This is a genomic window from Pseudomonas extremaustralis (assembly GCF_900102035.1).
GTDB classification, from domain to species: Bacteria; Pseudomonadota; Gammaproteobacteria; order Pseudomonadales; family Pseudomonadaceae; genus Aquipseudomonas; species Aquipseudomonas extremaustralis.
The window spans coordinates 1,789,076-1,813,030 of the sequence record NZ_LT629689.1; the positions used below are offsets into that span (position 1 = coordinate 1,789,076).

The 23,955-nt window shown below is 61.6% G+C and carries 19 protein-coding genes, 1 tRNA gene and 1 pseudogene; 18 read left to right on the top strand and 3 right to left on the bottom strand.

Annotated elements, in window-relative coordinates; all coding sequences use genetic code 11:
- Positions 1–113: 113 nt before the first annotated feature.
- Together BLR63_RS32310 and BLR63_RS08490 are read left to right on the top strand one after the other, a co-directional pair.
- Positions 114–200, top strand: a pseudogene (locus BLR63_RS32310) (IS5/IS1182 family transposase); the annotation flags it as partial.
- 276 nt (positions 201–476) lie between these two features.
- Positions 477–1,409 (top strand): cation diffusion facilitator family transporter, encoded by a 933-nt coding sequence (locus BLR63_RS08490; protein WP_010562744.1) that lies wholly within the window; start codon positions 477–479, stop codon positions 1,407–1,409.
- A 246-nt stretch (positions 1,410–1,655) separates the two neighbouring features.
- Here the strand turns inward: BLR63_RS08490 and BLR63_RS08495 are convergent.
- Positions 1,656–1,729, bottom strand: a tRNA-Cys gene (locus BLR63_RS08495).
- 212 nt (positions 1,730–1,941) lie between these two features.
- Positions 1,942–4,230, bottom strand: coding sequence for a bifunctional acylase PvdQ (pvdQ, locus tag BLR63_RS08500; RefSeq protein ID WP_010562743.1), 2,289 nt, complete (start codon positions 4,228–4,230; stop codon positions 1,942–1,944).
- 237 nt (positions 4,231–4,467) lie between these two features.
- On the opposite strand from pvdQ, the gene BLR63_RS08505 reads away from it, so the two are divergent.
- Positions 4,468–4,866 carry a hypothetical protein gene (locus BLR63_RS08505; protein WP_010562742.1) on the top strand — a complete coding sequence of 133 codons (399 nt, stop codon included), beginning with the start codon at positions 4,468–4,470 and terminating at the stop codon, positions 4,864–4,866.
- Here the strand turns inward: BLR63_RS08505 and BLR63_RS08510 are convergent.
- Positions 4,856–5,044 carry a hypothetical protein gene (locus BLR63_RS08510; protein WP_010562741.1) on the bottom strand — a complete coding sequence of 63 codons (189 nt, stop codon included), beginning with the start codon at positions 5,042–5,044 and terminating at the stop codon, positions 4,856–4,858. The two genes, BLR63_RS08505 and BLR63_RS08510, sit on opposite strands and share 11 nt — an antisense overlap.
- 391 nt (positions 5,045–5,435) lie before the next feature.
- Here BLR63_RS08510 and BLR63_RS08515 point away from each other — a divergent pair, with 391 nt between their 5' ends.
- From BLR63_RS08515 to BLR63_RS08585, 15 genes are all read left to right on the top strand, one after another.
- Entirely contained in the window at positions 5,436–7,004 is a 1,569-nt protein-coding gene (locus BLR63_RS08515) for a M91 family zinc metallopeptidase (protein ID WP_081480329.1), read from the top strand.
- 197 nt (positions 7,005–7,201) lie between these two features.
- A complete protein-coding gene (locus BLR63_RS08520) occupies positions 7,202–7,660 on the top strand; it encodes an SRPBCC family protein (protein ID WP_010562739.1) in 459 nt (152 codons plus the stop codon).
- A gap of 111 nt (positions 7,661–7,771) precedes the next feature.
- Positions 7,772–8,218 carry a DUF411 domain-containing protein gene (locus BLR63_RS08525; protein WP_010562738.1) on the top strand — a complete coding sequence of 149 codons (447 nt, stop codon included), beginning with the start codon at positions 7,772–7,774 and terminating at the stop codon, positions 8,216–8,218.
- Positions 8,219–8,221: 3 nt separating this feature from the next.
- A complete protein-coding gene (locus BLR63_RS08530; protein ID WP_010562737.1) occupies positions 8,222–8,653 on the top strand; it encodes a YqaA family protein in 432 nt (143 codons plus the stop codon).
- A gap of 36 nt (positions 8,654–8,689) precedes the next feature.
- On the top strand, positions 8,690–9,643 hold the full coding sequence (locus tag BLR63_RS08535; protein WP_010562736.1) for a D-2-hydroxyacid dehydrogenase family protein: 954 nt from the start codon (positions 8,690–8,692) through the stop codon (positions 9,641–9,643).
- Between the two features lie 493 nt (positions 9,644–10,136).
- Positions 10,137–11,690, top strand: a complete 1,554-nt coding sequence (gene glgA, locus BLR63_RS08540) for a glycogen synthase GlgA (protein WP_081480328.1) — start codon at positions 10,137–10,139, stop codon at positions 11,688–11,690.
- 19 nt (positions 11,691–11,709) lie between these two features.
- Entirely contained in the window at positions 11,710–13,455 is a 1,746-nt protein-coding gene (treZ, locus tag BLR63_RS08545; RefSeq protein WP_010562734.1) for a malto-oligosyltrehalose trehalohydrolase, read from the top strand.
- Entirely contained in the window at positions 13,452–15,536 is a 2,085-nt protein-coding gene (gene malQ, locus BLR63_RS08550; protein ID WP_010562733.1) for a 4-alpha-glucanotransferase, read from the top strand. The genes treZ and malQ overlap by 4 nt, the downstream gene beginning before the upstream one ends.
- Entirely contained in the window at positions 15,533–18,289 is a 2,757-nt protein-coding gene (locus BLR63_RS08555; protein WP_010562732.1) for a malto-oligosyltrehalose synthase, read from the top strand. Before malQ ends, BLR63_RS08555 begins: the two co-directional genes overlap by 4 nt.
- A gap of 24 nt (positions 18,290–18,313) precedes the next feature.
- Positions 18,314–18,583, top strand: coding sequence for a DUF2934 domain-containing protein (locus BLR63_RS08560; RefSeq protein WP_010562731.1), 270 nt, complete (start codon positions 18,314–18,316; stop codon positions 18,581–18,583).
- Positions 18,584–18,703: 120 nt separating this feature from the next.
- Positions 18,704–20,863 carry a glycogen debranching protein GlgX gene (gene glgX, locus BLR63_RS08565; RefSeq protein WP_010562730.1) on the top strand — a complete coding sequence of 720 codons (2,160 nt, stop codon included), beginning with the start codon at positions 18,704–18,706 and terminating at the stop codon, positions 20,861–20,863.
- A gap of 1 nt (position 20,864) precedes the next feature.
- Complete coding sequence (locus tag BLR63_RS08570; protein ID WP_010562729.1) at positions 20,865–21,863, top strand: acyl-CoA dehydrogenase family protein; 999 nt, start codon at positions 20,865–20,867, stop codon at positions 21,861–21,863.
- Complete coding sequence (locus BLR63_RS08575; protein ID WP_010562728.1) at positions 21,860–22,618, top strand: PIG-L deacetylase family protein; 759 nt, start codon at positions 21,860–21,862, stop codon at positions 22,616–22,618. The genes BLR63_RS08570 and BLR63_RS08575 overlap by 4 nt, the downstream gene beginning before the upstream one ends.
- The gene (locus tag BLR63_RS08580) at positions 22,615–23,214 is read left to right on the top strand and encodes an SAM-dependent methyltransferase (protein WP_010562727.1); all 600 of its coding nucleotides are present in this window, start codon (positions 22,615–22,617) and stop codon (positions 23,212–23,214) included. Before BLR63_RS08575 ends, BLR63_RS08580 begins: the two co-directional genes overlap by 4 nt.
- On the top strand, positions 23,211–23,870 hold the full coding sequence (locus tag BLR63_RS08585; protein ID WP_010562726.1) for a glycosyltransferase: 660 nt from the start codon (positions 23,211–23,213) through the stop codon (positions 23,868–23,870). The genes BLR63_RS08580 and BLR63_RS08585 overlap by 4 nt, the downstream gene beginning before the upstream one ends.
- The last annotated feature ends 85 nt before the right edge of the window (positions 23,871–23,955 follow it).

The window sequence follows — 23,955 nt, forward strand, 5'->3', positions numbered from 1 at the left end:
ATACTTATGCCATCTACCTTGCACCGATCCATTACCTTGGCATTTTAACAACCCAACACACTGATTAATCGTTTAAGCTACGACATGTACAGTGAAATTTTCTATCCATACGCTGCGACGCCAATGGTTTACCACTGAGGTTTCTATTAGCAGACGGACAAGCCAGCGACACCGCACATCCCCAGCCGTTACTTGATAAAGCTCTCAAACCCATTTAACTGACATCAAGACGGCTCAATTCATATCGTTGCCGATCATAAACGCCGCGAAAAACCAAACACACGAAACATTAGCATTTACATCACCATACTCAACGCTGGAAAATATTCACTACTCCCTCGCCTTAAACCTCACACCCTCTTGCTTTCATCGAGTTACAAACCTTACCCTTCGCGCCGAAAAAAACTCCACGATTGCTTAATATCGTTCTTTCTCGCTTCGCGAGACGCGTGTCAATTTCAATTAGAGAAACAAACATGAACAAAGAACAGTTCTCAAGTGAGCCTGAAGACGAGGGCTATAGCCAAGCCGCCCGTGCAGCGGCAGCCTCTCGTTGCACATGGGTAAGCGTCATCGTCAACATTGCTCTCTCTTTCACGCAGATCGCAGTGGGCGTGCTGTCAAAATCCCAAGGGCTTGTAGCTGATGGTATTCATTCGCTATCAGACTTAATCGCTGATTTCGTAGTGTTATTCGCCAGCCACAAAAGCAAAGAAGATGCCGACGAAGGTCACCCCTATGGGCATCTGCGTTTTGAAACCGCCGCCTCCATGGTTTTGGGAATATTGTTGTTGATCGTGGGTATCGGCATGATTGGATCAGCGATACTCAAACTTGAAACCCCTGAATCGATTCCAACAGTACACGTTGCTGCTTTATGGGTTGCCCTCTCAGCACTGGTGGCCAAGGAGCTGTTATTTCGCTTTATGCTGAGGGTCGCAAAAAAAGTGAAATCTAGTCTGTTAGTTGCCAACGCCTGGCACGCAAGGTCTGACGCCGCGTCATCCTTAGTTGTGGGCATAGGTATCGTTGGTAATCTGGCGGGCTATCCGATTCTTGACCCAATTGCTGCACTCGTAGTCGGAGGCATGATCGCCAAGATGGGCTGGAGCTTCACGTGGGATTCGTTACACGACCTGATGGATCGTTCTGCTGATGAGCAGGAAGTAGCAATTATCCGCGCCACCCTCCAAAACACCCCTGGTATTAAAGGCATCCATGATCTTAAAACCCGAAAAATGGGGGATATGATTATTGTGGATGTTCATATTGAAGTGGACGCCTCAATTACTGTCGAGGAAGGCCATGCTATTGCAGTTTCCGCAAGGGAAAACGTCATGCAAATTCATCGCGTTTTGAATCTTATGACGCATGTGGATCCTTGGTACCATCCGCAACTTGATCATTAAACCAGCACAAAACGTTCATGACTTTCACCCATTCAGACTTCAGGCAGCGAAACCAACTTAAGGCTGCGAGATACTCTCAATTATTTTTATTCATATGGTTCTAACTAAAATGCCTGACCGTTGAAAACGGTAGACCATGGCGGCGTTTAGGACGGACACAAAAACGCCAGCCTGGTTGCGGAAGCGATCTCAAATCACACGCAATAAAAAACCCCGTAGATCGTTGATCTACGGGGCTTTTAAGAGTGGAGGCCGAGGTCGGAATCGAACCGGCGTAGGCGGATTTGCAATCCGCTGCATAACCATTTTGCTACTCGGCCTCAAACGATCAACGCCCTGATTGCTGACATTCACCGCATAAAAACTTGAGTGGGCTGTATCACCCTGCCTCTACTCTAACTCATTGAATACATTGAAGTTTTTAATGCTTCGTTGCGTTCGATGGGCGCCATTATGTACTCATTTGCTTATGCCTGCAACCCCTTGATTTCAAAAATGTTTCGCATTGCGATCAAGGGGTTGCGTGCCTGCCCTACTCCCTGATGCGCTGTTCCTGATACTGCGGATCGGCCTTGATCTGGGCGTCGGTGAAAGGCAACGGGCGGAGCTTTTTCTGGGAGAACGCCTGGGTCTGGTCGTTGAAATACTTGGACGCAGGGTTACTGGACTCGGAGAACGCCAGCACCCCTTCGGCGCGGGGTCCGTGGTCATCAAAGGTGACGATTTGCAGGTAGCTGCTGCCGCTGACCACTTCGCGCTTGCCGTCGGCTCGTGGCACGGTTTGCATGGCGTTGTAGATCCCCAGTTCCTGCGGCCCGCCGTGGATCGGGGTTTGGCCGCGAACCTGGATGTCTCCCCATCGGCTGTCCGCACTGAGACCACGCTGGGCAAAGTCGGCGCTGGACGCCAGCATGGCTTCGCGCAGCGCTTTGGCGACGGGTGCACGCTCGATGGCCAGGCCGCGCGGTGTGGTCAGGGGTTGGGTCGGGTCGAAGGCGACACGCCAGGCATCGGGGACTGGCCGCAGGTGTTCGATCAGGTCAATGAAGTGCACCAGACCCAGGCCGCTGTCGAGGTTGGCATGCCGGTCCCAGTCTTTCAGACGTTTGCACAGGGGTTCCAAGGTGGCAGCATCGGCGCCGAGGTGTCTGGCGCAGAATTCAAGCAGGTCTGGCATCACTTGACCGGCCAGGTACACCTCGTTGTCCATCACCATGTTTTGCAGATCAGCGACGCCGATCGGCCGCTTGTCCAGTGAGCGCAGGCGTTGCAGGGCGAAACGGGCGCGAGGGCCGAGGCCGATGCGGTCCTGGCTGATCACCGGCGAGAAGCCGATCAGCGGTGCCTTGGGGTTCACCAACCAGGCGGAATCGTTGGCGTGCTGCACATAGTCGGTGCGTTGCAGTTGCGGCAATTGGTCGGCCGGGAATATGCCAGCCTGGGCGGCGCGTGGGTCGACGTCCCAGGCGCAGGTGCTGCGGGAGCCGTCGAGCACGATCATCTGCAAGCCCGCACGTGGGTCACTGCATTGCGCCAGTTTGGCCGCGCTGACGTTGGGCACCACCGAGAGGTTCATGTACAGGCTCTGACCCTGGTCATCCGCAGCCAGGGTGTTGACCCACGGGATGCCTTGCAGGGCGTGGACCGAGGCTTGCAGCGCCTTGAGGCTGGAAGCGCGGTTCATCCCATACCACTGCTGCAGAACGCGATCATTGCCCAGGTTGGCATCGCGCAGGCTGTAGGCGTAGCGGCTGTCCCAGTCCAGCTTGCCGGGCCATTGCACCACCGGGCCGAATTGCGAATTGTAGATCGTATGGTTCACCGCTTCAGTGCTGCCATTCGGCCGTTTGACCTGCACGGTCACCGACGTTCTCTCCAGGGCAATCGACTTGCCATCGAGCATATAGCGCGTGGAATCCTTGGGGTCCAGCGTCAGGCGATACAGGGTGAAGTGCTTGGACGTGTCGACCGTATGGGTCCACGCCACATGCTGGTTGAAGCCGATATTGATCACCGGCAAGCCCGGCAATGCCGCGCCCATCACGTCGAGTTGGCCGGGGATGGTCAGGTGCATCTGATAAAAACGCATGCCGCCTACCCATGGAAAATGCGGATTGGCCAGCAGCATGCCGCGACCATTGAAGGAACGGTCGCGCCCCACCGCCACAGCGTTACTGCCGCGGTCGAGGCTGAAGCGCTGTTGATGCGCGTCAGCGAGTGCAAAGGCCTCCGCGCCCGGTACCACCGTCGCGGTAGCCTGGGGTGGCGTGGCGCCGACCAGGGCTTCGGCGAATTGGCCGACACCGCCTTCCACCAGCAGCCTACGGGTCAGTTTCACCAGATCTTCCGCCATCAACGGCCTTACCCACGCGCCCTGGCACTGTGCCGGAGCGCCCTTTTCCTTCAGGTAGCGGTTATAGCCGGCCACATAGCCTTCGATACGCTGCTGGATCTGCGGACTCTGGGCCTTCCAGAAGGCTGCAACGGCCTCGGGGGTGTTCAACCAGGTGAAGAACACGTCACTGGCCAGGTTGTTGCGCTCCTCCAGGGTCGACTGCTCGGGGCCGAAAAACCGCGCGCGCTCGCCATTCACCGTGACCACTTCGTTGGCCAGCAGGCAGAGGTTGTCCTGGGCATAGGCGTAACCGATGCCCAAGCCCAGGCCGCGTTCATCGCTGGCACGAATATGTGGAACGCCGAAGCTGGTGCGCCGGATATCCGCTGACGTCTGCGACACCTGCTCACGAGCCGACGCGGCCAGGCTCGCCCCCAGCAACAGCCCTGTCATGCAGGCCCTGAACAACCCGTTGGAAATAATCACGCAGACTCCACAGTCAAATTGAACACCCTCACCGGGGTAACCACCCCACCGTAAGGACGCAAAAAACCGGGATTAATTTAGGGTCGAGGGGGGGTTATGCGCTGCGTCGCGAAAGTGACAAAACCGATACCGACAAATTTTCTACATCCTTCACTTCATGATTTCGCTCGCTCGTTCGTCTTATTGGCTAAGAGCGCCATCATTTTCCTGATCAGGCTCTGATAAGGAGTTTTTTACATGTACAACCCGCCAGTGCCCAAGGATGGACATTCACCGGCCGCCGACGCCCCATTCGGCAACGACGCACTCGCGTTCGGCAACACGCCCGAACAGCAAGGCAACCAGCGTATCCGTCACTTGCTCAAATGTTTCGGTTTGCGTACCAGCCTGATCCGGCTGAAGGTCATCGACGCCCTGCTCACTGCTGCCGACAAACAGCGCAGCCTGGGGGTACGCGGCGTGCACAGTCATCTGCTCGAGCTGGGCATCCCGTTGTCGTTCCTGAGTGTGCGCGAAGTGCTCAAGCGCCTGTGCAGCGAAGGCGTGATCATCCTCAATGCCGATAAAAGCTACAGCCTCCATGAAGAGGCTGCCAAGGTGCTCGACGGTCGCGCCCGAGTCGACCTTATAACTTGACCTTGCGACGCATGATGCCGTTGATCACCACCACGATCACGGCGATGGCGATGGCGATGATCTGGAACGTCTTCTCACTGATAAACCCGATGTTCTGCAGGTAAGACAGGCCAAACATGCTCGCCAATACCGCCAAGGCGATCAGAATCGAGTATTTCAAACGTTGCTTTTGGGTCATGACGGGTTCCTGAACCTGAAATAAGTACTCACGGTGGATCACCACACCGCCCGGACACAAGCCCAAGGATAGGGATGGACGGGGGTTGGCGGGGCTACATGTTACAGGCGATGAAAAGCTTTGGCTCGTTCAACCCTTGATTGACGCTGCGTCGCTGCTCCAACGACATTGCAGGCGGCTTGCAGATTTTCGTGCAGCCGTAGGCCTGTCGACCCACAGCCCGAGACAGTCCTCGGGCTGTTCTTGATAAATCGAACCCGACGCGCCAGGGAAATGTTCAGCACCAAAACACTCGGCAGCGCTTGGAACGTTTTCCCGCGGTCGCTCACCCAGTGACAACCCTGAGCAGCCCTCAGGTTTCGATCACGAGCCGACCAAAAAGGACACGCCCATGCAGATACCCCTCGCCTCCGTTTCAGCCCCTTACAACCCGCCCCAAGCGCCTGAAAAACCGGCGCCCTCGCCCTACGATCCGCCGTCCGACCTTACGCCCGGTATCGTCAACCGCAGAACTCATCCGCTGCATGCCGACGGTGATGTCACCATCAATCGAGTAGTGGATTGGGACCCCACAGACCCGCAAAAACCGACGATTCTGAGAAGTTGGCTGGAGTTGGAAACCGGCGACCGCGACGACCATGTCCATGTGCGCAATTGGCCGGGCGACAAGTTGCAAATCCTGATTAACGGCAAGTCGCACCTATTCGACATCAAAGACCCCCACGGCCAAAACCAGAAGCTATGGATCGAAACCAAAGGCGGCAATGACACAGTCGTCATCGATGACGACGTCAACCTGCGTGTGAGCGTTGAAGGCGGTGACGGTAACGACCGGATTCAGGCCGGCGGCGGCCATAACAGGCTGTACGGCGGACGTGGCAACGATACCCTGCGGCTGGGCAGCGGCCTCGGGTATGCCGAAGGCAACGACGGCGACGACACCCTTATCGGTGGTAGCGGTCATGCCGTGATGTACGGCAATAAAGGGAAAGACCTGCTCATTGCCGGCCTGGGCCGCCCCACCAAACAGAGCTACCTGGACGGTGGCGACAACGACGATGTACTGATCTCTGGCAGCGGGCATACGGTTGCCCATGGCGGCAATGACAACGACTTGCTGATTGGCACCCGCTCAGGCCGCACCACGTTCTACACAGGCAAAGGCCGCGACGAGATCTGGAACAATCAACGCAACGACCACATTTACGCCGGCGCCACGGATCGCTTCGACCGCACAAAAGGTTCGACCTCGACCGAGGTCAAGCCGAGCAATGCCGGCAAGCAGGGCTTCGAGGCTCAAGCGGACGCGGACGCCACGGTGGAACGGCAACAGGCATTCGAACAACGGGTTGCTGACGACTTCGAGTTTCTGCGCAGCTCGCCGATCGGCCAACAGGCCCTCACCCAAATGGATGAACTGGCCGTGACCAACAACGGCAAGGTCACTCTCCAGCAAGACTTTAGCGGTAATAATTCCTACCTATTCCACAGCTCCGCTCTGGAAAATGAACAGGTGGCGTTGCAGGACGACAGCGATGTGATTCCGACAGACGAATTCATCAAGAATGGCGTTGCCGGTACCCGCGCCGATCGTGCCACGATCACTTATGACCCGAGCGCCATCATCGAAAACGCAGACCGCACCAACACAGCAGTACCCGTCACCCAGCTTTTCCACGAAATCGCCCATGCCTACAACGGTGCTACCGGTACCTTCCTGGAGGGTGAAACCACCGAGCACCTGGCCTCGGGCACGACCGAATCGGTCAACAATCTCGAACTCCAGGCTGTTGGCCTGCCCAACGGTGCAACCCCCTTTGACTTAGACAATGACCCCTTGACACCACCCACCACGATCAATCCACTGCCGTTCACGGAAAATGCGTTGAATACAGAGATGGGCAAGCCGTTAAGGCGCGCATACACGATTGAAACCAGCGAACAGGGCGACGGCACCTGATACGGGCGCCAGGACTTAGCTGCGATGTAAGGTCACCGAGCGGGCCTGCCACTCAACCCCATAGCCGGAGCCTGCTTGGGCCATTGCCTTGACGAGCCACGTCAAGGTGCACTGATAAATGAGTGAGACACTCCCGTGCAATGCCCGGGAGTGGGACTATTCTGACAGTTGTCGTCTTGCCACACAGGAGGTGTGCGATGCGTGCTGTCGAGCAGTCGGTCCGCTTGGAGCGGATCAGTCAGGAACGTTTTATCCAAGCTCCTATCCATAGCGTTTACGACTATGCGACCCAACCGGATCGCTGGCACGAATGGCACCCCACCTCCCTGAGTGCCGACACCGGCACCACCGGGTCACTTCCCGCCGGCGCGCGGTTTACCGAGATAATCGACCTGATGGGCGTGTGCGTGCCGATGAGCTACCGTGTGCAAATCGCCCAACGTCCCGGCGAGTTCAAGGCCGTGTTCACCTCGGTGGCCGCCGACGGCTCCATTCACTATGTCCTGCAGCCTTTTCGCGACGGCACGCTATTCAAGCGGGTGCTGGCCTACAAAACCGAATTGCAACTGGCCACCTTGCATGAACGCATGGTCCAACTGTCAGCCACCGCCCTCGACCAACTCAAGCATCGGCTGGAAAACCCGCCACTCGTATAATTTTGAAACATTACCGCCACCTTCACCCACGGGTCGGCGCTGGCTTGCCAGGGATGAGGTCGTCATGATCGCCGCCATCCCACTGGCCACCATCTGCTTACGAGACGCCTCATGAAAACCACCTTGCGCCTGGCGCTGCTATCGGCCCTGTTCACCGCCCCCTTGATCCAGGCCGCCGACCTGATCCCTATCGACGTCCACCGCGACGCCAACTGCGGCTGCTGCAAACACTGGATCAGCCATCTGGAAAGCAACGGTTTCAAGGTCAATGACCATGTCGAAGCCAACATGAGCGAAGTCAAGCAACGCCTGGGCGTGGCGCCGCGCCTGGGCTCTTGTCATACCGCAGTGATCGACGGCAAGTTCGTCGAAGGCCATGTGCCCGCTGAGCAGGTCTTGGCGCTGCGCAAGCGCGATGACTTGCTGGGCATCGCCGCGCCGGGCATGCCCCTAGGCTCGCCTGGCATGGAAGTGAATGGCCGCAGCGAGGCGTATCAAGTCATCGGCCTGACCCGTGACGGCAATGATGTCGTGGTGGCGGAGTACCCGGCGCACTGATCGGTGCTGGTCGGATACCTGGGGCTGTTCCTCGCCGCGTTTGGCGCCGCCACCCTGCTGCCCTTGCAATCGGAGGCCGTCCTCGTTGGCCTGCTGGTCAGCGGGCATTACAGCCTGTGGCTGCTGCTCGGGGTCGCCACGTTCGGCAATGTGCTGGGCTCAGGGGTGAACTGGCTGCTTGGCCGCGGGGTTGAACACTTCAGGCAACGGCGCTGGTTCCCCCTCAGCGACCAGCAACTGGACAAGGCCCGCCGGCATTACCAGCGCTGGGGCCATTGGACGCTGTTGCTCAGTTGGCTGCCGATCATTGGCGATCCGCTGACGTTGGTGGCCGGGGTGATGCGCGAACCGTTGTGGCGTTTTCTGCTACTGGTGACCGTGGCCAAGGGCGTGCGCTATGGCGTGCTTGCCGCGCTGACCATGCAATGGGTTTAATCGCCACTTCATCCCAGCTTTTTGAGGTTCGCGCGAATGTCGATACAGATCGCAGTCATTGATGATTGGCAGAATGTGGCCAGCAGCGTGGTGGATTGGTCGGTGCTGGCATCGGTGGGCCAAGTGCATTTCCTGCACGATTACCCGGCGGATACCGCCACTCTGGTCCAGCGCCTGCAAGGGTTCGAGGTGATTTGCGTGATGCGCGAGCGAACCTCCTTCGACAAAGCCCTGCTGCAAGGCTTACCCAAGCTCAAGCTGCTGGTGACCGGCGGCATGCGCAACGCCGCCATCGACATTCCGGCCGCAAAGTCCCTCGGCATCCAGGTCTGCGGCACCGACAGCTATAAACACGCCGCGCCGGAACTGACCTGGGCGTTGATCATGGCCTCCACCCGTAACTTGCTGGCCGAAGCCAATTCGCTTCGGGCGGGCAACTGGCAGGTGGGCCTGGGCGGCGATCTGTACGGCAAGACCCTGGGGATTCTGGGGCTGGGCAGCATTGGCCAGAAAGTCGCGCAATTTGCCCAGGTATTCGGCATGCGCGTCATCGCCTGGAGCGAAAACCTCACGCCGCAGCGCGCGGCCGAAGCAGGGGCGACGTGGGTCAGCAAGCACGAATTGTTCGAACAAGCCGACATCCTCACCGTTCATCTGGTGCTCAGCGAGCGCAGCCGTGGCCTCGTGGATGCCGAAGCGTTGAGCTGGATGAAGCCCAGTGCGCGCCTGGTAAACACCGCGCGGGGCCCCATCGTCGACGAACAGGCGCTGGTGCAGGCCCTGGAGTGTGGGCGCCTGGCCGGGGCGGCGCTGGATGTGTATGCCCAAGAGCCGCTGCCGCTCGACCACCCGTTTCGCCGCTTGCCCAATGTGCTGGCCACGCCCCATGTGGGGTATGTGAGTGAGCAGAATTACCGGCAGTTTTATCAGCAGATGATCGAGGCTATTCAGGCGTGGACCAAAGGCGCGCCCATTCGCGTGCTTGGCTAGCGCACCAAACAAGGGCGACCGCACCATTCCCCCCACCTGACACCGCCCCTTGTAGGAGCGAGCTTGCTCGCGAAAATCCCGAAAACGCCGCGTTCTCCCTGACAGCCAGCGTTATCGTTGACGACTTTCGCGAGCAAGCTCGCTCCTACATGTTCGATGGTGCATAAGGTTACAAGTTTTTTGTCCTACAAAATCCCCATATAAACCCTACAAATTCTGGGGATCTGTCCTAGACTCATCACCGATGGGTCCCTTCCAAAACAAAAACCCCGCGAAAAAATCGAAACTTTACAACTCTGTCACAGGTCAGGTTTAGGGTAAGGCGCACACGACTAATTCTTAGAAGATGCCGTCTATCCAATCTTTTTGGGCTAACCGTGCAACTGGCATACGCCTTGCCAGTTTCGTTATGCGCTTGTGCGCCTGACCGCAGGATGCGGTCATCGGAGCTAATGGCAGCGGGCCATTAGCCGACCAACACGTGGAGAGAACTATGATCAGTGCCGCTGCAAGTATTCAGGGAGAACGTGTTAGTCAGCCAGTTGGCGGGTCGACCTCTTTGGTTGACCTCAACACGGTGCGGCCGGTCTCGGATCACAATCCCAATCGTAAAAAAGTGCTGTTTGTCACCTCCGAATTTGCTGACCTGGTGAAAACCGGCGGCTTGGGCGATGTGTCTGCCGCCCTGCCCCGCGCCATGGCGCATCTGCATGATGTGCGCGTGCTGATCCCTGGCTACCCGCAGGTAATGGACAGCGACAACCCGATTCACATCATCGGTGAGCTGGGTGGCCACGCCGCGTTGCCGCCCTGCAAGATCGGGCGCATGGACCTCAAGGACGGCCTGGTCATTTATGTGCTGATCTGCCCTGAGCTGTACGAGCGCGAAGGCACGCCTTACGGCGCCAACAACGGCCGTGACTGGCCGGACAACCATATCCGCTTCGCGCGCCTGGGCCTGGCCGCCGCCGACATGGCCGCCAACCTGGCCCAGATCCACTGGTGCCCGGACCTGGTGCATGCCCATGACTGGCCCGCCGGCCTGGCCCCGGCCTATATGCACTGGCGTGGGTCACGCACCCCGACCCTGTTCACCATTCATAACCTGGCCTATCAAGGCGTGGTCAGCCTGGCCTCGACACCCGAACTGGGCATTCCGCCCCATGCCCTGCAACAGGAAGGCATGGAGTTCTACGGCAAGATGTCGTTCCTCAAGGCCGGCATGGCGTATTCCAGCCACATCACCACGGTGAGCGCCACGTATGCCGAGGAAATCACTACGCCGGAATTCGGCTGCGGCCTCGACGGTTTCCTCGCCGCCAAGACCCAGCAAGGCCTGCTCAGTGGCATCCCCAACGGTATCGATGAAAGCTGGGAAACCTCCACCGACACCCACCTGACCCACAACTTCAATATCGGCGATTGGGAAGGCAAGGCGATCAACGCCGCCCATGTGCGCGAATTGTTTGGCCTGCACGACTCCAGCGGCCCCTTGTTCGCCGTGGTCTCGCGCCTGGTGTATCAAAAAGGCCTGGACCTCACCGAAGCGGTCGCCGGCTTTATCGTCGAGAACGGCGGCCAGATCGCCATCATCGGTCGCGGCGAGCCGGAAGAAGAGCAAGCCATGCGTGAACTGGCGCTGCGCTTCCCGGGCCAGGTCGGCGTGCGGATCGGCTTCAACGAAACCGATGCCCGGCGCATGTTCGCCGGCAGCGACTTCCTGCTGATGCCTTCGCGTTATGAACCCTGCGGCCTGAGCCAAATGTATGCGCAACGCTTCGGCTCGCTGCCGGTGGCACGTAACACCGGCGGCCTGGCGGACACCATCGAAAATGGCGTCACCGGGTTCCTATTCAATGAGTCCACGGTGCAGAGCTACGAAGAAGCGCTGACTCGCGCCTTCCGGGTATTTGCCAACAAAGGCCTGCTCAACGCCATGCGCAGCCGGGCCATGACCCAACCGTTCAACTGGTGCCAGGCGGTGGAACCCTACGCCGAACTCTACGAACAACTGGTGGCCAAGGCCTTGGGGAAATCGACTAAATAATCAAGGGAGGTCTTCATAGATGCCGTCACGGACTTTGGAAACCTGGCCCCACGGCGCAATCATGCTGGACGCACAACACACGCGTTTTGCCTTGTGGGCGCCAGACGCGTTTTATGTCAGCGTTGAATTGGAAGACGGTCGCTCCATTGCCATGCTGCCCCAGGCAGAAGGCTGGTTCGAAGCCCAAGTGAACTGCCCGGCGGGCACACGTTACCGCTACAACATCGATGGAGAAAGGGATGTACCCGACCCGGCGTCCAGGGCCCAGGCATTGGACGTGCACGGTTGGAGCCAGGTCGTCGACCCACTCGCCTACCCCTGGCGCCACAGCTACTGGCAGGGCCGCCCGTGGCACGAAGCCGTGATCTATGAGCTGCATGTCGGCGCAATGGGCGGCTATGCCGACGTCGAGAAACACTTCCCCCGCCTCGCCGAGCTGGGCGTCACCGCAATCGAGTTGATGCCGCTGGCGCAGTTTCCCGGCGAGCGCAATTGGGGCTACGACGGCGTGCTGCCCTACGCACCGCAATCTACCTATGGCTCGCCCGAACAGCTCAAGCACCTGATCGACAGCGCCCATGAACACGGCCTCGCGGTCATCCTTGATGTGGTCTACAACCACTTCGGACCTGACGGCAATTACCTGAGCCAGTACGCCAAGGGTTTCTTCCACGAAGACGCGCACACGCCATGGGGCGCCGGCATCGACTTCGATCGCCGTGAAGTGCGGGATTTCTTTCTCGATAACGCACTGATGTGGCTGCTGGAGTACCGCTTCGACGGCCTGCGCCTGGACGCTGTGCACGCCATCGACAACCCCGGCTTCCTGCAAGAACTGGCTCACCGGGTACGTGAGCAAGTCGACACCGGCCGGCATGTGTGGCTGGTGCTGGAAAACGAACTCAACCAGGCCAGCCTGCTCAGGCACGACTTCGACGCGCAGTGGAACGATGACTTCCACAACGTCCTGCACGTTCTGCTCACCGGCGAAACCGACGCCTATTACCGTGACTTTGCCGAGGAGCCAACGGCCAAACTCGCGCGCTGCCTGGGCGAAGGGTTCATCTACCAGGGCCACACCACCCGCCACGGCCATGGGCGCGGCGAGCCGAGCGGGGATTTGCCCCCCACTGCGTTCGTGGCCTTCCTGCAGAATCACGACCAGATCGGCAACCGCGCCCTGGGCGAACGCCTGCACCAGCTCTGTTCGCCCCAGGCGCTCAAGGCCGCAACCACCCTGCTGCTGTTGTCACCGATGATCCCGCTGATGTTCATGGGCGATGAAGTCAATGCCAGCGAGCCATTCCTGTTCTTCACCGACCACCACGGCGAACTCGCCCAAGCGGTGCGTGAAGGACGGCGCAATGAATTCGCCGATTTCGCCGCGTTCCACGACCCCGAACGACGCGAACGCATCCCGGACCCCAACGCCCTGAGTACCTTCACGCAGTCGGCGCCGACCTGGGCCGACAATGAACACACCCGGTTTTACCGGCAACTGCTGAGCCTGCGTCACCGGCATATCGTGCCGCACTTGCCCGGCAGCGTAGCGTTGGGCGCGCGGGTACTGGCCGACGCAGCCGTAAGTGCGCATTGGCGCCTGGGAGACGGCAGCGTGTTGCAGATCGACCTGAACCTTGGCACCACCGCCCTGGAACACCCGGCGGGCACGCACATCCTGTTCCAAACGCCTGCCCAGGACGGCACACAGCTGCCGCCCCATAGCGCACGCGTCACCCTATTCCCTGTTGGAGAACACCCTTGAGCGAAGCGAATCTGGAACTCCTCGCCAGCCGAGCGGGTCTGTCCGTCGATTGGATCGATGCAAACGGACGCCCGCAACGTGTCAAACCCGACGCCCTGCGCGCCGTCCTCAAAGGCCTGGGTCACCCGGCCGACACCGATGCCGACATCGACGCCAGCCTGCTCCAACTGGAGCTCGCGCAACAAGACCCACACCTGCCGCCGTTGATGACCGTCGACAGCGGCGAAGGCCTTGACCTGTCGCGCCACTTCGAGCCCGATACCCCGTGCCGGGTCAGCCTGGAAGACGGTGAAACCCTGGAACTGCGCCTCGATGGCAACGCGGTGCTGCCCGGTGTGATTGCCCTGGGTTATCACCAGGTGCATATCAGCGACCAGACCTTCACCCTGGCCGTCGCTCCGACCCATTGCTACAGCGTCGCCGAAGCGGTGGATAGCCAGCCGGCCCGCGCCTGGGGCCTGAGCGCCCAACTGTACTCGCTGCGCCGCCCGGGCGATGGCGGTTTCGGCGACACCCTGGCCCTGGAACACCTGGCCCGCTGCGCCGCCGAACGCGGGGCCGACGCGTTGGCGATCAGCCCGATGCACGCGATGTTCAGCGCCGACACCGAGCGCTACAGCCCGTACTCGCCGTCCAGCCGGCTGTTCCTCAACAGCCTGTATGCCTCGCCTACCTGCATCCTGGGTGAGCGCGAAGTGCGTAACGCCATTGAAACCCTCGGCCTGACGGACGAGTTGCACACCCTGGAACAGCTCAACCTGATCGACTGGCCCGCCGCAGCCAAAGCCAAGCAACGCCTGTTGCGTGCACTGTATGAAAACTTCTGTCACGGCCAGCACCCGCAACATGCCGATTTCCTGAGCTTCCGCCAGGCCGGCGGCGAAGCCCTGGAAAACCACTGCCGCTTCGAGGCCGTGCAAGCCTTGCGGGCTGCCGAAGGCCTGGACCTCGACTGGCGCCACTGGCCAGAAGCCTGGCGCTCGCCGCAGAGTCCGGCGCTGGTGGAGTTCGCTGAAGCCAACCGCGCCGAGATCGGCTTTTATGCCTTCGGCCAATGGCTGATCGCCCGCTGCCTGGAGCGCGCACAACAAGCCGCCCGTGGCAGCGGCATGGGCATCGGCCTGATCGCCGACCTGGCGGTAGGCGCCGACGGCGGCGGCAGCCAGGCCTGGAGCCGCCAGGATGAGTTGCTGGCTAACCTCACCGTCGGTGCACCGCCGGACGTCCTCAACCGCGCGGGCCAGGGCTGGGGTATTTCCGCGTTTTCTCCCGAAGGCCTCAAGCGCAACGGCTTCCGCGCATTCATCGAGATGCTGCGCGCCAATTTCGCCCATGCCGGCGGCCTGCGCATCGACCACGTGATGGGCCTGCAACGCCTGTGGGTGATCCCCATGGACGCGTCGCCACAGGAAGGCGCCTACTTGTATTACCCGGTGGACGACCTGCTGCGCCTGCTCGCCCTCGAGTCCCACCGTCACCAGGCCATCGTGCTCGGCGAAGACCTGGGCACCGTGCCCGACGGGCTGCGCGAAAAGCTGATCGCCCGTTCGATCCTGGGCATGCGTGTGTTGCTGTTCGAACAACGCCACGACGGCCAGTTCAAGCCAATCCTCGACTGGCCCGACAACGCCCTGGCCACCACCAGCACCCACGACTTGCCGACCCTCAATGGCTGGTGGCACAGCCGCGATATCGAATGGAATGTCCAACTCGGCCTGATCGATGCGCCCACCCTGGAGCAATGGAGCGAGCATCGCCTGCGCGAACGCCAGGCGCTGCGCCAGGCCTTGAGCCAGGACCCGCAGAACTTCGTCGATGAGATCCGCAACGAAACCGACCACATGATCGACGCCAGCGTGCGCTACCTGGGGCACACCCGCGCGCCGTTGGTGCTGCTACCGCTGGAAGATGCCCTGGGCCTGGAAGAGCAGGCCAACCTGCCCGGCACCACCGACACCCATCCCAACTGGCGCCGCCGCCTGCCGGGCGAGGCCGCCAGCCTGCTCGACAATGCCGGTGCCGCCCGCCGTCTCGAACTCCTCGCCGTCGCGCGCAACCAAGCCCATGAGCGTGACCGATGAATGCATTGCCCCTGCGTGCGACCCAGCGTCTGCAATTCCATAAGGGTTTTACCCTCGACGATGCGGTGCCGTTGGTGCCTTACTTTGCCCAACTGGGCATCAGCCATTTGTATGCCTCGCCGCTGCTCAGCGCGCGCGCCGGTTCCATGCACGGCTACGACGTGGTCGACCCGACCCGCGTCAACCCGGAACTGGGCGGCGAACCCGCCCTGCGCCGCCTGGTCGCCGCGTTGCGCGCACACCGGATGGGGCTGATCCTCGATATCGTCTCCAACCACATGGCCGTGGGCGGTGCTGACAACCCCTGGTGGCTGGACCTGCTGGAATGGGGCCGCCTGAGTGCCTACAGCGAATTCTTCGATATCCAGTGGCACTCACCCGACCCGCTGCTCAAGGGCCAATTGCTCATGCCCTTCCTCGGCAGCGACTACGGCGAAGCGTTGCAGAGCGGCACCCTGACCCTGTATTTCGATGCGGCGCAGGGGGCATTCCATGTCGAGCACTATGAACACCGCTTCCCGATCTGCCCTCGGGATTACGCGACGATCCTCGGCAACGCCGCCCCCCTCAAACCCCTGGCCGACAGCTTCAGCGCCCTCGCCTACCATGACGGTGCCTACGCGGAGGCCGCCTGGCTCAAGCATGCCCTGGCCGAGCGCGCCACCGAAGGCGACGTGCTGCGGGCCATCGAGCAACGACTCGCCGGGTTCGACGGGCGCCAACCGGCAGGCTTCAACCAGCTGCATGGGTTGCTGGAGCAACAGGCCTATCGCCTGGCCAGCTGGCGCACGGCGGCGGACGATATCAACTGGCGGCGCTTTTTCGATGTCAACGAACTCGGCGGCCTGCGCGTCGAGCGCACGGCGGTGTTCGAAGCCACCCACGGCAAGATCTTCGAGTTGATCCGCGAAGGCCTGGTGGATGGCCTGCGCGTCGATCACATCGACGGTCTGGCCGATCCACGCGGTTACTGTCGCAAGCTGCGCCGCCGCGTGGACTCGCTGGCGCCCGGGCGGCACCTGCCGATCTTCGTGGAAAAGATCCTCGGCGACGGCGAAACCCTGCGCGAAGACTGGCAAGTGGACGGCACCACCGGCTACGAATTCATGAATCAGGTGTCGCTGCTGCAACACGACCCTGCGGGCTTCGAACCGCTGGCCGAGTTGTGGACGCGCCACAGCGAGCGGCCCTCGGCATTCATCGAAGAAGCCCGGCTGGCGCGCCAGCAGATCCTCAACGGCTCCCTCGGCGGGGATTTCGAAAGCGTGGCCCAGGCCCTGCTGCAAGTGGCCCGCGACGATGTGATGACCCGCGACCTGACACTCGGCGCCATCCGCCGCGCCTTGCAGGAACTGATCGTGCATTTTCCGGTGTACCGCACCTACATCAGTGCCCGAGGCCGCAGCGCCGCCGACGACAAGGTATTCCAACAGGCCATGGACGGCGCCCGCGGGACCCTGAGCGAAGGCGACTGGCCGGTGCTTGAACACCTGGAAAAATGGCTCGGCGGCCAGCCCTGGCGCAATCGCCCGGTGGGCCGCGAGCGCAAGATCCTCAAGCATGCCTGCGTCCGCTTCCAGCAATTGACCTCGCCCGCCGCCGCCAAGGCCGTGGAAGACACCGCGTTCTATCGCTCGTCGGTGCTGCTGTCGCGCAACGATGTGGGCTTCAATACCGAGCAGTTCAGCGCGCCGTTGGCCGAGTTTCACCAGGTCAACCAGCACCGCTTGCAGACCTTCCCGGATAACCTGCTGGCCACCGCCACCCACGACCATAAACGCGGCGAAGACACCCGCGCGCGCCTGGCGGTGCTCAGCGAATGCGCGCCGTGGTACGTCGAACAGGTCGAACACTGGCGCAGCCTGGCCGCACCGTTGCGCAGCGATGCCAACGCGCCGTCGGCGGGCGATGAACTGATCCTCTATCAAGTGTTGCTGGGCAGTTGGCCGCTGGACCAGGACGCCGACTTCGACGGCTATCAGCAACGCTTGTGGCAGTGGCAACAAAAGGCCCTGCGCGAAGCCAAGTTGCACAGCCGCTGGAGCGCGCCCAACGAGGCTTATGAGCAAGGGGTCGAAGCGTTCCTGTCACGCCTGCTGCTCAGCGAGGCCGGTCGCCCGTTGCGAGACGCGATCGCCGCTGCCGCCCACAGGATCGCCCCGGCCGGCGCGCTCAATGGCCTGGCTCAGTCCTTGCTTCGCATGACCGTGCCGGGTGTGCCGGACCTGTACCAGGGCGATGAGTTCTGGGACTTCAGCCTGGTGGACCCGGATAACCGTCGCCCGGTGGATTTCAACGCACGGCAACAGGCGCTCAATAGCCCGCCGGATATCGGTGAGCTGTTGTTCAACTGGCGAAACGGGCGTATCAAACAAGCATTGATTGCCCAGGTACTGGCCTTGCGCAAGGCCCATCCTGAGCTGTTTCGCAGCGGTCGCTATACACCGCTGGAAGTGGTCGGCCAACACGCCGAACGGGTGGTCGCGTTCTGCCGCGAATACCAGGGCAAACAGCTACTGGTGGTGGTGCCGCGCTGGCCTTACCCGTTGCTTGAAAACGGTGTGCATCCGCAAATCAATGCGCAGGTTTGGGGCGATACACGGGTCAAATTACCGTTTGCCGCGCCAATTCAACACTGGAAGGGACTTTTTCATACACGCGCAGTCACACCAGACAAGGAGCTGTTGATCCGCACTGCGCTGGGGGATTTCCCCGTCAATGTCTTTATCAATCCTGATGATCAAACAAGCTGAAAACTCTCTGTGAGGAGCATTGTGATGAGTACAGAAGACAAACGCATTCGCGAGTTGGCGCATCAGATCTGGGAATCTGAAGGCAAGCCCCATGGTGAAGATGCCCGGCACTGGGAGATGGCGCGCAAGCTGGCAGAGGCCGAAGCGCTGACGCCGAGCAAGCCCAAGCCCGCTGCCAAACCCAAGACCCCACCCAAGCCTGCGGCCAAGGCCAAGCCCGCCGCAGCGGCCGCCAGCAAGCCCGCGCCTGCAGCGGCGAAAAAACCGGCCGCGCCGAAAAAGCCCAAGCCTTGACCACCAAGCCCCTTGTCGGTACTGCCGGCAAGGGGTGATTTCACCTGTCCACACCGTCAGCTGAATGTTCGTCAGCAGGGCCGTGTTCGGCCCAAAAAACACCCTTGCAGGAGCAACTCAATGAGCAAACCCGATAAAACCCCTTCGACGCCGGCCAACGAGCCGTCGCGGATTCGTGAAGGTTTGCCCTTCCCCCTCGGCGCCACCTGGGATGGCCTGGGTGTCAACTTCGCGCTGTTCTCGGCCAACGCCACCAAAGTGGAACTGTGCCTGTTCGACGCCGCCGGCGAAGTGGAACTGGAACGCATCGAACTGCCCGAATACACCGACGAAATCTTCCACGGTTACTTGCCCGACGCCCACCCAGGGCTGATTTACGGCTACCGCGTCTACGGTGCATACGACCCCGCCAATGGCCACCGCTTCAACCACAACAAGCTGCTGATCGACCCCTATGCCAAGCAGCTGGTGGGTGAACTCAAATGGTCCGAGGCGCTGTTCGGCTACACCATCGGCCACCCCGACGACGACCTCAGTTTCGACGAACGCGACAGCGCGCCGTTCGTGCCCAAGTGCAAGGTCATCGACCCGGCGCACACCTGGGGCAACGACCAGCCGGTCAGGGTGCCGTGGGACCGCACGATCATCTATGAAACCCACTTGCGCGGCTTCAGCATGCGCCACCCTTCGGTCAGCGAAGCGGTGCGCGGCACTTGCGCGGGCTTGATGGAAGACGACGTACTCAAGCACATCCGCCAGTTGGGTATTTCTTCGGTCGAGTTGCTGCCGGTGCACGCCTTTGTCAACGACCAGCACCTGCTGGAAAAAGGCATGACCAACTACTGGGGCTATAACAGCATCGCGTTTTTCGCCCCCGACCCGCGCTACCTGGCCAGCGGCCAGATCGCCGAGTTCAAGGAGATGGTCGCGCACCTGCACGAACAGAAACTGGAAGTGATCCTCGACGTGGTCTACAACCACACCGCCGAAGGCAACGAGCGCGGCCCGACCCTGTCCATGCGCGGGATCGACAACGCCTCGTACTACCGGCTGATGCCCGACGACAAACGCTTCTATATCAATGATTCCGGCACCGGCAACACCCTGGACCTGAGCCACCCGTGCGTGCTGCAAATGGTCACCGATTCCCTGCGTTACTGGGCGACCGAGATGCACGTCGACGGTTTCCGCTTCGACCTGGCAACCATCCTCGGGCGCTACCGCGACGGGTTCGATGAGCGCCACAGCTTCCTCGTTGCCTGTCGCCAGGACCCGGTACTGCGCCAGCTCAAACTGATCGCTGAACCCTGGGACTGCGGCCCCGGCGGCTATCAGGTGGGCAATTTCCCGCCGGGCTGGGTGGAATGGAACGACCGCTTCCGCGACACCGTGCGCGCCTTCTGGAAAGGTGACGACGGCCAACTGGCGGACTTCGCCGCACGCATGACCGCCTCTGGCGAGATGTTCAACCACCGTGGCCGTCGTCCCTACAGCTCAATGAACTTCATCACCGCCCACGACGGGTTCACCCTGCACGACCTGGTGTCGTACAACGACAAGCACAACGAAGACAACGACGAGAACAACCAGGACGGCAGCAACAACAACCTGTCGTGGAACCATGGTGTCGAAGGCCCCACCGACGACCCGGAAATCAACGCGCTGCGCCTGCGCCAGATGCGTAACTTTTTCGCCACGCTGCTGCTGGCCCAGGGCACGCCGATGATCGTGGCCGGTGATGAGTTCGCCCGCACCCAGCACGGCAACAACAACGCCTATTGCCAGGACAGCGAGATCGGCTGGATCAACTGGGAACTGGATAACGACGGCAAAGCGTTACTCAAGTTTGTGAAGCGTCTGATCAAACTGCGCATGGCCTACCCGATCCTGCGTCGTGGCCGCTTCCTGGTGGGCGACTACAACGAAGATATCGGCGTTAAGGACGTCACCTGGCTGTCGCCGGATGGCAACGAGATGACCACCGAGCAGTGGCAGGACAGCCATGGCCGTTGCCTGGGCATGCTCATGGATGGTCGCGCCCAGGAGACCGGGATTCGCCGTGCGGGCGCCGATGCCACCTTGTTGCTGGTGGTGAACGCCCACCACGACATGGTCAACTTCCGCCTGCCGCCGGTCCCTCAGGGCGAGTTCTGGACCTGCATGCTCGACACCAACGACACGGCGGTGCGGGGCCAGGAACGGTTCGAGTTCGATCATCAGTACGCCGTGACCGGTCGCTCACTGTTGCTGTTCGAACTGCAGCGCGACGACGAGGTGTGACATGGCGCTGCGTGGATTCCTTCAAGGCTACCGGGGCTATGCGGACACGCAGGCCCTGGGCGACGCACTGAAGGCACTTCAGGCGCAAGGGCTGGACCAACTGCCGCTTCCCGGCAGCGGTCAGACACTGGTGCGCTGGCGTGGCCTGGCGCAAGTCGCCGGCCATGACCTGCGCTTGTGCAAGTTATTCGAAGGCCACACCGACGCGTTGGCGATCATCGCCGAACTCGATGCCCCGCTGCCGCCCCTGGGCAGCACCTGGGGGATGTGGGCGGCGGAACCGCCGAACGCCAAGGTGCGGGTGTACCGGGAGGGCCATCGCCTGCGGTTGGAGGGCCGCAAGGCCTGGTGTTCCGGCGCGGCGGTGGTCAGTCATGGGCTGTTGACGGCCTGGGATGAACAGGACCGCCAACAATTGGTGGCGGTGCAGATGGATCAGCCGCACGTCACCGTGACCGACGAGGGTTGGCAGGCGGTAGGCATGGCCGCCACAGGCAGTGTCGAGGTGTCGTTCGACGGCGCCGCTGGCATCGCGGTCGGCACCCCCGGCGACTACCTCGCCCGCCCTGGGTTCTGGCAAGGCGGTATCGGCATCGCCGCCTGCTGGTATGGCGCCGCGCAACGCCTGGCGCAAGTCTTGCGCGAACATTGCGGCAAACGCGCCGATCCCCACGCCTTCGCCCACCTCGGTGCCGTCGACAGCGCCTTGAACGCGGCGGCCTGCGTGTTGCGCGCCAGCGCGGAACAGATCGACCGCGCGCCCCGGGCCGATGCCCGTCAATGGGCCCAGCAGGCGCGTGCCTGTCTCGAAGACACCGTGGAGCAAGTGATGCGCCGTGTCGGCCGTGCCGTGGGCGCGGGGCCTTATTGCAAAGACCCGCACTTCGCCCAGTTGATGGCCGACCTGCCGGTGTACATGCGCCAGAGTCATGCCGAACGCGACCTGGCCGCGCTCGGCGAGCAGGTCGCCGTTGCGCCGGCAGGCAGGTGGCAGTTATGAGAGCCAATCCGATCATTGGCCAGGGGACACCGCTGCAGCGCTGGCAAGCTTCATCGCGTTTGGCCGAACTGCCGCTGATCGGCGTCGAGACCTTGGTCCCCGAAGGCCACCGCGCGGTAATCATTGCTCCGCACCCGGATGACGAAGTGCTCGGCTGTGGTGGGCTGCTGCAAGGTCTGGCGGCGCTGGGCCGGCCCATGCAACTGATTTCAGTCACCGACGGCAGCGCCAGCCACCCCGGCTCACGGCGCTGGCCGGTGGAGCGCTTGAGCGTGGTCCGCCCTCAGGAATCGGCCCTGGCCCTGCGGCGCCTGGGCGTGCCGCTGCAAGAGCTGAAATGGCTGCGGGCCGGCTTGGCCGACAGTCAGGTGGCGGCCAGGGAGGACGAGTTGGCCAGGTTTATCCAGCGCCATCTCAACCCTACGGATGTGGTGTTCACCACCTGGAGTGAAGACGGCCATTGCGACCATGAGGCCGTCGGCCGCGCCAGCCTCCGGGCGGCACGCGCGGTCGGCGCGACGGTATATGAGTTGCCGGTCTGGACCTGGCATTGGGCCTGCCCCGAGGACAGTCGGGTGCCCTGGCACCGCGCGCGCAAAGTTCCCCTGAGCGACGAGGCCATAGCCCGCAAGCGCCACGCCATCCACGCGTTTGTCAGCCAGTTGGAAGGCGACCCGCAGATCGGCCTGCCGCCGGTGCTGGCACCCTACGTGGTGGAGCGCCTGTTGCAACCTTTTGAAGTGGTATTCCTATGAGTGTGGCGACCCCCTATTTCGACCGATTGTTTGCCGATAACGACGACCCCTGGGCCTTTCGCCAACGCTGGTACGAGCGACGCAAACGCGCCCTGACCCTGGCGATGCTGACCCGCCCACGCTACGCCTCGATCTTCGAACCCGGTTGTGCCAACGGCGAACTGAGTGCCGAACTGGCACCGCGTTGCGATCGCCTGCTGTGTGGCGACACCGCTGCCGCCGCCGTCGCCCTGGCGCGCGGGCGCTTGCTGGGGTTTGCCCATGCACGGGTCGAGCAAAGCCGCTTGCCCGCGCAATGGCCGACAGGGCAATTCGACCTGATCGTCCTGAGCGAGCTGTGCTATTACCTCGACGCCGACGACCTACGCCGCGTAATCGATCATGCCCTCGCCTGCCTGACCGCCGACGGCCAGGTGTTGGCCTGCCATTGGCGCCCCGCCATCGAAGGGTGCCCGCAGACCGCCGAACAGGTGCACACCACGCTGCATGAACGGTTGCACATGCAGCGGGTCGCCAGTCACCACGAAACGGATTTCCTCCTCGACCTCTGGAGCCGCGACGGCACCTCGGTCGCCCGCCTCGAGGGCTTGCGATGATCGGCATTCTGATCCCGGTGCATAACGAAGAGGCGTTGCTGGGCGACTGCCTGGAAGCGGCGCTGGTTGCCGCCAGCCATCCGGGGCTGGCCGGCGAACCGGTGCAAATCCTGACCGTGCTCGACAGTTGCAGCGATGGCAGCGCGGCCATTGCCGAGGCTTTCCCGATCCAGCGCCTGGATGTACAGGCGCGCAATGTGGGCCATGTACGCGGGGTGGGCGCCCGGCACCTGCTCAACCAGCGCACCCGCTGGATCTCATGCACCGACGCCGACAGCCGTGTCGCCCCCGATTGGTTGGTGGCGCAACTGGCACTGGGCACTGAAGTGGTCTGCGGCACCGTGACCGTGGACGCCTGGAGCGAAGGGTTCGACCCGGCAGCACAGATCCGCTACCACCAGGCCTACCAGGCCCGCGACGATCATCGGCATATCCATGGCGCCAACCTGGGAATCAGTGCCGGCGCTTATGTACGATCCGGCGGTTTCGAACCCCTGGCCTGTCATGAAGATGTGCAACTGGTGCGTAACCTTGAGCGCTGCGGCGCCTCCATCGCCTGGAGCCACGCCCCGCAGGTGATCACCAGCGCACGCCTGGAGTCCCGCGCCCAGGGTGGATTTGGTGATTATTTGAAGCGCCTGATGCTCGCCACGTAAAAAAAACCACGACAGAACGTGTCAGCGCGCATTCCTTGTCTATGCTGAGAACGCCTCGCTGGTCATCCAGGGTTGGAAGGCCAGG